5 protein-coding genes are annotated in these 12,495 nt (G+C 69.7%); 1 reads left to right on the top strand and 4 read right to left on the bottom strand.

Annotated elements, in window-relative coordinates; all coding sequences use genetic code 11:
* Positions 1-73: 73 nt before the first annotated feature.
* The 3 genes from ADL25_RS05635 to ADL25_RS05625 all read right to left on the bottom strand — a co-directional run bounded on the left by ADL25_RS05635 (position 74) and on the right by ADL25_RS05625 (position 5,555).
* Positions 74-2,371 (bottom strand): ATP-binding SpoIIE family protein phosphatase, encoded by a 2,298-nt coding sequence (locus tag ADL25_RS05635; protein WP_059126492.1) that lies wholly within the window; start codon positions 2,369-2,371, stop codon positions 74-76.
* Positions 2,372-2,856: 485 nt separating this feature from the next.
* The gene (locus tag ADL25_RS50300; RefSeq protein WP_059126491.1) at positions 2,857-3,042 is read right to left on the bottom strand and encodes a hypothetical protein; all 186 of its coding nucleotides are present in this window, start codon (positions 3,040-3,042) and stop codon (positions 2,857-2,859) included.
* Between the two features lie 260 nt (positions 3,043-3,302).
* Positions 3,303-5,555, bottom strand: coding sequence for a carbohydrate-binding protein (locus ADL25_RS05625; protein ID WP_059126490.1), 2,253 nt, complete (start codon positions 5,553-5,555; stop codon positions 3,303-3,305).
* Between the two features lie 805 nt (positions 5,556-6,360).
* Here ADL25_RS05625 and ADL25_RS05620 point away from each other — a divergent pair.
* Positions 6,361-10,443, top strand: a complete 4,083-nt coding sequence (locus ADL25_RS05620) for a discoidin domain-containing protein (RefSeq protein WP_059126489.1) — start codon at positions 6,361-6,363, stop codon at positions 10,441-10,443.
* Between the two features lie 3 nt (positions 10,444-10,446).
* Here the strand turns inward: ADL25_RS05620 and ADL25_RS05615 are convergent, their stop codons facing one another.
* Positions 10,447-12,477 carry a zinc ribbon domain-containing protein gene (locus ADL25_RS05615; RefSeq protein WP_063805560.1) on the bottom strand — a complete coding sequence of 677 codons (2,031 nt, stop codon included), beginning with the start codon at positions 12,475-12,477 and terminating at the stop codon, positions 10,447-10,449.
* Positions 12,478-12,495 lie beyond the last annotated feature (18 nt).

The raw sequence follows: 12,495 nt of genomic DNA, 5'->3' as shown, positions 1-12,495 counted from the left end.
GAATGCGGTGTCGACGGGTGACGCCGCTGCGGCAATCGGGCTTGGCGCGCGCGGTGGATGCATGGCATCGGGGTCATGACGAGGGCGTGCGGTGCCGGGTCGGCTGCTCGGCCCAGATGGTCTTTCCCCGGTCGTGATAGCGCGTGCCCCAGTGGTCGGTGAGGTGCGAGATGATGAACAGGCCCCGGCCGCCTTCGTCGACGGTGCGCGCGTGTTTGACATGGGGGGCGCTGCTGGCGGAGTCGGTGACTTCGCAGGTCAGCATGCGGTCGTGGATGAGGCGCAGTTGCAGGGGCGGTGCGCCGTAGCGAATGGCGTTGCTGACGAGTTCGCTGACGATGAGTTCGGCCGTGAACGTGGTCTCCTCGTCCATGTCCCAGGCCTGAAGCCGGTCGCGGGTCGCCCTGCGGGCGATGGACGCGGCTTCGGGATGTGCGGGCAGTGCGCGGGTGAGTACGCGATCGCCGGGCAGTGCCGTCATCCGGGCGAACAGCATCACCTGGTCGCCGGTGTGGGGCGAGCCCGTGAGCGCATGGGCGACGGCGTCGCGGAGATCGGACAGAGGCCCGGCGCCCACGCCGTCCGCGAAGGTGTTCTGCGACGCGGACCGCATCAGGACCTGCGGGGCGAGCCCGGTCGTGCCCAGCGCCAGTGTGCTTCCTTCGGGGAGGCTGACGGTGGCAGCGGGGAAGGGAGCGTTGCCCTTTCCGGCGAGCGGGGGACCGGGAGGCACCGGCAGGACGACGGTGGACCCGTCGGGGAACACGGCGACCGGCTCGGGGAGGCCGGCCCGGGCGATCGTACAGTTGAGCTCGATCGGGTCGTGGACGGCGATGATGCAGCCTGCGGTGAGCTGTTCGGTGTGCAGTGGATCATCGGGGGGCAGCGCGGCGCATGCCGCCGCGAGGCGGTCGGCAGTGTCGTTCAAGCGCGCGAGCAGCTCGTCGGGCTGCAGGTCCTGCGCGACCAGGGTGTGCAGCGCGGTGCGCAGGAAGCCCATCGTGAGAGCCGCGGCGATGCCGTGCCAGGCGACGTCACCGACGATCAGCGCGGTCCGTGCGCCGGGCAGCGCGATCGTGTCGCAGAACGCGCCGCCGCCCTCCGGGTCGGCGATGTGCAGATGGCAGGTCTCGACGGTGCTCTGTGTGGTGGGTTGTTGTGGCAGGAGCCTGCGCTGGAGGGTGGCCGCGGTGATCCACTCACGCATGTAGCGACGGGCGTCCTCGATACAGAGCGCGGCATGCGCACACACGGAGGAGGCCACCTCGAGGTCCTCCTCTTCGAAGGGGTCCTGCTCGTGGACACGGTAGAAGGCGACCATGCCCAGCGCCCGGTCGCGCAGTGCCAGAGGCGCCACGATGAGCGAGTGGGCGCCGGCTCTCCTGATGGCAGCGGCTCGGGCCGGGTCCCCGGCCGGCCAGGGGTTGTCCTCTCCGATCGGGACGAGGCGCGGCCGGAGATCGGACAGCACGTTCCTGAACGGCGTGCCGGCCGGCGGTGGGCGTACATCGGCCATCGGGTGCGCCGGGCTACCGCCGTGGAAGGCCGCCCGGCGCAGGGGGACGTCCTCGCGGACCGGGACCAGCGGAGGCTCCTCGCCGCGGACGACGTCGTCGATGACCTCGACCACGGCGATGCCCGCGAAGGCGGGAACGACCGCCTCGACGAACTCCTGGCACACGGCGCCCACGTTCGGGCCGTGGCGTACCCGCGCGCGGACGGAGTTCAGGAGGTCCAGCCGGTCCCGTGCGTTCTCCCGATCGGTGACGTCGAGGGTGGAGGCCACGAGCCCGAGCACCTCGCCCCGGGAGTCCTCCAGACGGACGTAGGAGACGGAGTGGACGCGGCGCTTGGTCCCACCCGGGGTCCTCGCGCTTCGCACGAGCCGGTTGACGACCGCCGCGCCGCTGTCGAGGACGCCTTGTGCCACGGCCGTCTCCCGCTCGGGGTCCTCGAGGTCGTACACCCGGGTGAAATGCGTGCCGAGCAGGCGTCCCGTGGATGTGTCGCGCAGTCCGGGGGTGCTCGTGCGGACGACACGAAGCCGGTCGTCGAGGACGTGCAGTCCCGTGGGGGAGTGGGTGAACAGCGTCTTCAGGATCGCCGCGTCCTGCTCCGGCGTGGGCTCCGACGACGTCCGTACCTCCCATGTCACCCGTGTGCCGCGCAGTACCGGTCTGACCAGGACCGCGGCCGCATCGGGGACCCCTCTTCGGCGTCCTGTGTCGTCGGCGTCCTCCCGTACGAGTGTGGACACGTGCCGGCCGACGGCCTCCTCGGCCGACCACCCGAACAGCTCCTCGGCCGCATGCCCCCACTCGACCACCCTGCCGGCCTCATCGATGAGGATGAGCACGTCACCGCTGGGCATGCGCAAGCACCTCCGGATCCATCTGTGCCCGTCCTGCGGCGACGACAGGCCCTCGCGCACGGCAGCTACACCGATCGGCTCAGCCCGCGTTTCTCCGGCGGCGCCGCTGCCGCCGTGGGCGCGGCCACTGCCACCCCCGCTCTGCGCCAGCCGGGGGACGGACTCGCGTCTCGGGTGCCGGCTCGGCGCACGCTGCCGGCCGGGCGGGTGCCATGTCTGCGCCGTCGAGGGACCACATGGGCGTACGGGGGCAGCCGGAACCTGGTGAGCACGACGTCAGGGGGGTGGTGGCGCGGGGTGATTCACCGCCGGGTGAAGCGATCGGCGGTCGCGGGCGGCGGAAGGGTTCCCGGGACAGCCGAAGGCCGGTCGCGGTGTGTGCGGGAGCCCGGGGCGAGCTCCGGCACATGTCGGCGCCGCCGGACGGACGGCGAGCACGGCGCGGACGACCTGGCGAGGGGCACGATGGTCGTCCGCGCCGTGGATCAGTGACGGTGGCCGTCGGACCGCTTGCGGCGCAGGGTGAACTGCTCGAAGACGCTGAGCTCGCCGTTCGGCTTGTCGAGGCTGTAGTACGTCGCGTGCATCCGCGCGGTGTCACCGGGGAAGCGGCCGGGATCGACGGTGAAGGCGGCGAAGCCGTAGGGATGGTCGACATCGCGCGTGCCCATCCAGATCGCCTCCTCCTTTGCGTACACCGAGGTGTGTCAACCGCCGGGGTTGCCGGTGACGGCGGTGATGACCTCGGCGGTGCCGTCCTTGAAGAACGACTGGTTGGTGGTGCCGGACACACCGCCGCCGCCCGTCAACGCCCCTTCACTGTGGTCGAGTCAGGGCCGAGGCCGGGACCGCGGCGGGTGCCGAGGCGTTCTCGCACCACCGGGTGCCTACACTCGGCGTGGGGACACCCGGGCTGCCGGCGAGCCGGTGACTACTCGGTGAGGCGCAGGTAGTCGAGGTTGAAGCCGCCGGTCTCGCAGTAGACGGTGATCGGCTGCTCCCCGGCCGTGAGCGTGACGGTCGTGTGTACGGACCGGTAGTCACCCCAGGCGTCCGTCGCGGGGACCGACACCGTGGCCAGTGTGGCTCCGCTCCGGTCGCGCAGGGACAGGGCGTCGGGCGCGGCGCTCCCGGTGCCGTTGGCGACGCGCAACTCGACGTCGTAGGTGCCGGATTGCGGCACGTCCACGTCGTACCGGAGCCAGTTGCCTGCGGCCGTCCAGCCCACGTTCCTGCCCCCGCTCGCCGCGGCGTTGCTCTCGACGAAGTTGCTGCCGTCCGCGGGCCAGCCGTGCTGGTCGGTGTAGTTCTCCGCCTCGATCCGCTCTCCCACCGGGACGGCGTGCGTCCGCACGGTCAGGTGGACGCTCAGCTGGTCGCGGGCCCTGCCGTCGGTGGCATAGAAGGTCATGTCCTGCTCGCCTGCGGCGGTCGGGTGGATCGTCACCAGGCCGGTCGCCGGGTCGACGGCGACCCCGTCCGGCAGTTCCTCGGCGTAGTAGGCCGGCCGGTCCCCGTCACGGTCGGTGGCCCGCAACTGCAGGTGCGCGGTGCTGTACTGGTCTGCGACCACCTCGGTGCTCCCGCTGAGGACGGGGGCGTGGTTCCTGTGGCCCGTGGGGGCGTGGTCCTGCCAGCGGTAGGTGGCGAACGAGCCCGCCGGGACGGTCACCACGAACGAACGGCCCGCGGCGACGACCCTGACCTTGGTGTCGGTGTCGTTCGTGTTCCCGAGCACGGCGACGAACCTGTCGGCGCCGGACCGGAAGACCACGTTGCTGATCCCGTGCTCCGCCGCGCTGGACTCCAGGCGCACATCACCGGGGGAGAGGTACTTGGCGAACTGCCCCAGGCCGTAGAGCTCGTCGCGGACGGTGAAATCCTTGGCCGTGGTGTCCACCGTGACCAGCCGGTCCGGCCACTTGGTGGTGGCGGCGACCTGGTCCCAGTCGATGTTGTTGTCCCGCGCGGGCGTCCAGTGCAGTGTCCCGCCGTCCTGGTCCGTCGTCTGAGCCCACAGGATGTAGGAGCCCGCGTCGAGACGGAAGTCGCTCAGCAGGGTCGAGGACGACAGGTCGCTCGTCTCCGTGAGGTGCACGGGCTTGCCGGTCTCCTCGTAGGCGTCGCGCATCACGCGCGGGTCCCCCCAGTAGGGGTGGAAGGCGATGGCGTCCGCCGCCTTCCGTACCTGCCTTCCGGTCACCGAACCGTCGGGGGCGTCGTCGAAGATGCGGTGGTAGTTCTTGGTGGCCGTGCTGTTGGGGTCCCGCCAGTCCCAGAAGTTGAAGTCGTGCACATAGAGCTGGGTGTCGAGGTGGGCGGCCCGGAACTCACGCTTGATCGCCAGGGCCAGCTTCTGCTGCTGGGCGACGCTGATGTCCATGGCCGGGTAGACCACGTCCATGCCCGGCTCGTTGAGCATGGTCAGGGCGTCGACGCGGATGCCGTGCCTGGCGTAGGCCTGGACGAACTTGACGTAGTAGCGCGCGAACACGTCGATGCAGTCGTCGCGCAGCTTTCCGACCTGGTAATAGTCCGTGGTGCTGCCGGGCTTGAGTGCGACCTCTCCGGTGAACCGGTTGTTCGTCTTCATCCACGCCGGTGCGCTCCACGCGGAGGCGAAGAAGGTCGCCTTCGGGTTGTAGCGCTGGATGATCTTGATCGTGTCGACGATGTGGAGGTCGATGTCCCGCTGGATGGAGAAGTGCTTGAGGCCGAAGTCCTCCGAGACGCCCGCCGGGAGGTCGTCCTCCGACCAGAACGGCAGATGCTCGATGAGGTCCGGACTGCCGATCGTCAGCCGGAAACGGTCGAGGCCCGCACCGTGCTTGGGGTCGACCAGGAGCTTGATGGCCTCTTCGCGCTTCGCGGGGGTGAGCTTCCACAGGTTGGAGACGCTCGTCTCGTCGAGGGAGAAGCCGATGCCCGTGTACCGCTGCCGGGTGGTGCTCGGATCGACGACCACGGTGGCATCCGCGGGGGCGTCCTGGTCCTCGCCCACGCGGACGCTCGGCAGCGGCCGCCATGCCTGGGTGGCGCCGGTGGAGTAGGTGCCGGTCACGACCGGGCCCCGCCCGGCCGGTTCATGACCGGAACGGTCCGCATGTGCGGTGGGGCCCGTGCCTACCAGTGCGGTCAGCGCCGTGACCGCCACGGCGGCGATCGCGCTGAGAGAACGTCTCACAGCTTCTCCTGGAGTCTGGGGGATACCGGGGATTGGTGCTGTGCCAGGTCGGTGGTACGGAGCCCGTCGCATCGGCGACGGCAGGCGTGGTCATGTGGCTCGCCAGGGCCTGCCGTCGCGGTGTGTCGACCTCCCTCGGCGACGTCGGCCGGCCTTGTTCCGGAAAAGGAACAGGCCGCCCTGTTGCCGCGGTACGTGCACTCGGGAAGAGGTCGGCGGGCGCACACTCCGACATGGCGTCAGTCACCCCGACCGCCCCCTCCCGCCTCACCGACGGGTTGGATCCAAGCAATTTCACTGGTGTTAAGTCAAGGTGTGAAGAAAGGTTTCCGGGCTGATCCCGGAACATGGGGCGGAAGGGGCGCCCGCTCGGCGGGATTTGCGTGGACCTGTACGGCGGACGGGCCGGGCCTCCGTTCGTCCGTGACGCGATCGCCATCGCGGGGCAAGGGCGGGGCGGCTCCCGCTCCCGAATCGGGGCGCTCGGCAGTAAAACAAAAAATCTCGGCAAAGTGGTTGGCGGCCGAGAACCGGGTCGGCGTTCCCTTCGAGGAAAAGGCGTGCCCGGCCTGTGTTCACGGTGTCGTCCTGCGCGCAGCACCTCCGCGCCAGTCGTTGCGGCCGCAACTTCCCGTACGTCCCGCCCCTTTCGGGCAGGTCTCGATCCCTGTCAGGAGTCTTGACAGAAGCCGCTTCGCGGAACAGCCTTTGGCAACGTTGTCAGGCAACGTTGTCATACGCTGAAGCTCGTGCTGGCCGAGCCGTCCGTCCTGCCGGCGTCTTCTTGTGATTGGACTTCCCACCCATGGCACATCAGGCGCATCCGTCGCGTCACCCATCTCGACGCTCCGTCGTCGCAACCGGCTCCACCCTTTTGGCAGGGTTCGGTCTCGGCACCGTGTTCCCGGGGACGAGTTCCGCCGCTGAGCCCGCGCCCACCGGAGCCACGGCGGCCCCGGGCGAACTCGCCGCGTACCGTCCCGTCTCGGTCTCCTCGACGGACTACGCGCCCACCCCGGGCGAGTTCGTCGTGGACCGGATCACCGCGCAGGGGGTCCGGGGCACCGGCTGGCGCGCCGCGGCCGGCGACCCGCAGTGGATATCGGTCGACCTTCAGGCGGACTGCCAGGTCACCTGGATCCGCCTCACGTTCGAAGCCGACGCGAGCGACCCGGTGTTCACGCCTCCTTCGAGCGGCAACTGGGCCGACGGCACCACCGGCAAGGAGATCCTGTCGAGCTACGCGGTGGACTTCGTCGTCGAGACCTCTCGCGATCACAAGTCCTGGACCAGCGTGTATCGCACCACCGCGGGCACCGGCGGGGTCGTGGAGATCCAGCTGCCGAAGCCGGCGACGGCCCGCTGGGTGCGGATGACCGCCCGCAAGCGGTCCAACCCCAACCCGCTGGGCCTGAACGGTTTCGAGGTCTACGGCACCGCCAAGGGCCACCGCCCGTCGGCCACCGGCTGGACGGACTGGGGCACCCATCACGACAGGGCGCCGCAACTGGTGGTCGCCGACGACGGCACGGTGCCGCTGGAGTCCGGCTGGACCCTCACCATGGACGACTGGGCGGGCGGCGACGGCGCACAGCTGTCCAAGACGACCGTGGACACGAGCGGCTGGCTGCCTGCCACGGTTCCCGGCACGGTGCTGGCCTCGCTCGTCGACCAGGGCAAGCTGCCCGACCCCGTCATCGGCCTGAACAACCTGCACATCCCCGAGGCGCTGTCGCGCCACTCCTGGTGGTACAAGCGTGACTTCGATCTGCCGCGCGGCCTGCGGACCGGGGCAGGACGTCATGTCTGGCTCGAGTTCGACGGCATCAACCACCGGGCGGACATCTGGCTCAACGGGCAGCAGGTCGGCGGGGTGACCTATCCCTTCGCCCGCTCGTCGCACGACATCACGCCGCTCCTCGCCGCCAAGGGCGAGAACGCCCTGGCAGTGAAGATCACGCCGATGCCCGTTCCCGGCAGCCCGGGTGACAAGGGTCCGGCCGGTGAGTCCTGGGTCGATGCGGGCGCCCAGCAGATGAACCTGAACTCGCCCACCTATCTCGCTTCCTCGGGATGGGACTGGATGCCGGCGGTGCGCGACCGTGTGGCGGGCATCTGGAATCATGTGCGGCTGCGATCCACCGGGCATGTCGTCATCGGCGACCCGCGCGTCGACAGCGTGCTGCCGCAGCTGCCCGACACGTCCGTCGCGGAACTCACCATCGTGGTCCCGGTCCGCAACGCCGACTCCGCCGACCACAAGGCGACCGTCTCCGCCTCCTTCGGCGACGTGCAGGTGTCCAAGGTCGTCACCGTCCCGGGCGGCAAGAGCCTAGACGTCACCTTCACCCCTGACGCCTTCACTCGGCTGCGGCTGCGCAACCCGAAGCTGTGGTGGCCCAACGGCCTCGGCAGCCCCGAACTGCACGACCTCACCCTCGTCGCCTCGGTGGACGGTGCGGAGAGCGACCGGCGCGTCAGCCGCTTCGGCATCCGCCAGTTCGGCTACGAGTACAAGGTGCCGCTGCCCTTCGTCGCCACGGGTGACGCCTATACGCAGTCGGTCGACCTCGGCAGCCGGCAGGCCCGCTACGTCCGGATCAGATGCCTGACCCGGGCCACCGGCTGGGGCAGTTCACTGTGGACCCTGTCCGTGTTCGACGGCGACCGGCCGGGCACCGACCTCGCCCTGCACGCGCCGGCCACGTCCTCCAGCCTCGACGGGGACGACCACGGCCCGGCCAACGCGACCGACGGCGACCCCGGCACCCGCTGGTCCTCCTCGTACGAGGACGACCAGTGGATCCGCGTCGACCTGGGCTCCCAGCAGTCCTTCGACCGGGTCGACCTGGTCTGGGAACAGGCCTACGCCGCGAGCTACGTGGTCCAGGTGTCCACCGACGACGCCACCTGGATGGACGCGAAGTCGGTCGACAACACCGCCGTGCCGCTGCCGTTCAACAACGGCGACGCCAGCCTCCAGGTCGAGGACTTCACCGCGCAGACCGCGCGCTACGTCCGCCTCAACTGCGGCCTGCGCAACACCAGCTGGGGCAACTCGCTGTGGTCCCTGTCCGTCATCGACAGCACCGAGCCGGGCACCGACCTCGCGCTGCACCAGAAGGCCACCGCCTCGACGGAGGACCCCGACCACCCGGCCGCCCACGCGACCGACGGCAACTCGGGCACACGCTGGTCCTCGCAGTACGAGGACCACCAGTGGATCCAGGTCGACCTCGGATCCGCCCGGCGTTTCGACCGGTTGGCCGTCGTGTGGGAGCAGGCCTACCCCAAGACCTATGTCATCCAGGTGTCCGCCGACGGCGACAGCTGGACCGACGTGAAGTCCGTGTCCAACACCCCCGACCCGCTGAAGATCAGCGTGAACGGGGTGCGGGTCCTGGCCCGCGGGGGCAACTGGGGCTGGGACGAGTTGCTGCGCCGTATGCCCGCCGAGCGGATGGACGCCGCCGTCCGGATGCACCGCGACATGAACTTCACGATGATCCGCAACTGGGTCGGCAGCAGCAACCGTGAGGAGTTCTACGCCAGTTGCGACGAGCACGGCATCCTGGTGTGGAACGACTTCCCCAACGCCTGGGGCATGGACCCGCCGGACCACGACGCCTTCAACACGCTCGCCGCCGACACCGTGCTGCGCTACCGCATCCACCCCAGCGTGGTCGTGTGGTGCGGTGCCAACGAGGGCAATCCCCCCGCCGCCATCGACAAGGGCATGCGGGACGCGGTCGAGCAGCAGGCGCCCGGGATCCTGTACCAGAACAACTCGGCCGGCGGGATCATCACCGGTGGCGGCCCCTACGGCTGGGTCGAGCCCGAGAAGTACTTCGACCCCTCCACTTACGGCAGCAGGGACTTCGGCTTCCACACCGAGATCGGCATGCCCGTGGTGTCCACCGCGGCCAGCATGCGGAACATGACGGGCGACGAGCCTGAGTGGCCAATCCGTGGCGCGTGGTACTACCACGACTGGAGCGAGCACGGAAATCAAGCGCCGCAGAACTACAAGGCCGCCATCGAGGACCGGCTCGGCACGGCCACGGACCTGGACGACTTCGCCCGCAAGGCACAGTTCGTCAACTACGAGAACATGCGCGCCATGTTCGAGGCGTGGAACGCCAACCTGTGGGACAACGCCAGCGGCCTCATGCTCTGGATGTCCCACCCGGCCTGGCACAGCACCGTCTGGCAGACCTACGACTACGACTTCGACGTCAACGGGACCTACTACGGTGCTCGCACCGCCTGTGAGCCCCTGCACGTCCAGGCCGACCCGCTGAAGTGGGAGGTCCTCGCGGTGAACCACACCGCCAGGGCGGTCAAGGGGGCCACCGTCACTGCGCGTGTGTACGACCTCTCCGGCCGGCAACTGGGGAGCGCGAAGCGCGCCAGGGTCGACATCGCCTCGTCCGCCACTGCGTCGGCCTTCACGACCGACTGGACGGACGATCTGCCCGACCTGCACATGCTGCGGCTCACCCTCGAGGACGGCGCGGGCCACCTGCTGTCGAGCAACACCTACTGGCGCCATCGCACGCCGGCTGCCATGAAGTCGCTCAGCACGGCGAAGCAGGTCAAGCTGTCGGCGTCGATCGAGAAGCTCTCCCGCTCCGGCAGCCGGCACGAGTTGACGGCCACGGTCCGCAACCGCGGAACGGCCGTGGCGGCGATGGTCCGGCTCTCGCTGCTCGACGGCGAGGACGGCAGCCGAGTGCTGCCCACGCTGTACAGCCACAACTATGTGTGGCTGCTGCCCGGTGAGTCCCAGACCGTCACCCTCTCCTGGCCCGCCGGGGCCCTGCGTTCGGGCCGTCCCACGCTCGAGGCGGAGGCCTACAACAGCAGCCCCACGAGGGCCCGTTCCTAAGAGTCATCCTGTGATGGGATGCCGTCCGATCAGTTCCTGTTCGGGTGCGCCGTCTGTGGGCGGTGCGTTCCCTACTGAGGCGGCTGTTCCGACGTGGGCCTTGTGCCGCATAAGCGCGGGTCGGGTCTCATTCGGGGCGGGCCGGTACCGGTCGGTGGTGTTTTGCCGAGCAGAGGCCCGCTGCCCCGGGACGGGGCGTTGGGCTGCCGCGGGGGTGCGGCCCCTGCGAGGGCGTGCACCGCGCTGCGGTTGACCCGACAGGGCTTCTTGCAGCCCTTCTGCGAACACGATCTGTGTCATGCGGGCCTGGACGATGTCCAGGCCCGCGGTTTTGGGGTCGTCAGGATTGGTGAGCCGGACGTGCGCGGCGAGGGCACCGGAGACCATGTCCCGGTCGGCGACAAGGCCGCATGAGGTGCAGCGGTGGACTCGGTCGGCGAGGGCCTTTGTCGCCTGTGCGCCGCACAGGCACGTCTGCGACAGCTTGGTGGTGGATGTGGACGCGCGCAGCAGGCGGCCGCCGGTCTTCTCGCACTCGCGGCTGATGGCGGTGATGAGCCGGCCGGGTGTGGTGGCTTGCAAAGCTTTGCCCCACAGCCGGTGCCAGGTGCGGATGTCGCAGTCTTCGACCGTGAGGTTGGCGCCGTGGTCGGTGATGATGTGTGCGGCGATGCGGCGGGCGCGGTGGTCTTTCGCCGCGGCCAGGGGCGCTGCCGCCTCGGCGAGCTTGGCCTGGTTGAGTCGGTAGCCGGCGGACAGGGCATCGTGTCGGTATGCCTGCTTTGGGATGCCTGCTGTGTTCACCGCCCGGGCACCGCCTGGAACCTCGGCTTGCCGCGCGGGCAGTCCGGCCGCTCCGCGTCGTTCGGCGCGGGCCTGCTGCCGCTTCGACATTCCGTACTGGTTGGGGTTCGTTGCCCGGCGGGACCGGTCGAGGGCGCGTTTGCGGCCCCGTTCCTTACGCTGGGCCTTCGCCAGCGCGGCACGTTCGTCGTCACTGAGCCCGACCCGACTGGTCTGTATCTCGCCGTCGGCGGGGTCGAACGTGTTGGGGAAGGAGACGACAGACAGGTTGGAGACGTTGCCGTCGATCCCGCCGACCCGGGCAAGCTCGGCCGCGGCCTTGCGGCGGCCGCGGGTGCCAGGTGATGCATAACCGTCGGCGAGCACCATCAAATGCGCCTCGTACGCCCATCCTCCGGGTGCGGAGGTGTCGCGGCGGCGGACGAGATCGACCTTGTGCCACGTGTCGGGGCCGTTCAGGAAGTGCAGCAGGCGGGGCCAGCGGCCCGCGCCTGAGGGCAGGCGGACAGGGAGGACGAGGTTGCCGCGCTGGGAGTCGGCGCCGCCGGTGAAAACCAGTACGAGGGAGCCGGTGTAGTCCCACCAGGTCGCGGCACGAGTCTTCGGCGCGCCTTTCGACGTGGCCTCTCCGGTCGGCACGCGGCCGAAGGGCCGGTCGGGTATGGGGAGACGGCGGGGCTGCTCGAGGACGCTCGTGCCGGTCGGCAGTGGGGCGGCATGCTCCGGCGTCGTCACCGCCAGGCTGAGACCGCGGTGTCGGTAGGCGGCGAGATGTCCGGCCAGCGTGCCGTGGAGGCGGAACGTCTCCCACTTGCGCGCCGTCGTATGTGAGCGGGCGCGGCCGGGGATCCGGGTGTAGTCCCACCATCTCCCGGTCTTGGGCCGGCCGAACCTGCGTCCGGTCGCATCGAGGAACAGGTGGCGGGCGATGCCTTCCCACACCTCGTCGGCCTGATGCATCACCAGTGCTTTCGTCACGTGGTGGCTGAGGTGTTTGGATCTCTCCATGTGCTGGTAGGCGCGGCGTTCCATGCCTTCCCGGGACAAGCCCAATGCCTGCCGCCACGCTTTCGCGTCCGCTTCCCGGCGCATGTCGCCGGCCCAGTACGCGTCGACTGCAGCGCGAGCGTCGCGTTGCAGGGCACGCTTGACCGACCACATCGCCGAGTACAGGTTCTCCACACGCTGCAGGTCGTCAAGACGGTGGACGTCCAGGGGCAAACGGATCACCGCTAGCTCGCTGTCCTC

The organism is Streptomyces sp. NRRL F-5122, assembly GCF_001507435.1.
Taxonomy (GTDB): Bacteria; Actinomycetota; Actinomycetes; order Streptomycetales; family Streptomycetaceae; genus Streptomyces; species Streptomyces lannensis.
The sequence above is the reverse complement of the archived record's forward strand: the minus strand, read 5'-3'. Positions and strand labels throughout refer to the sequence as shown.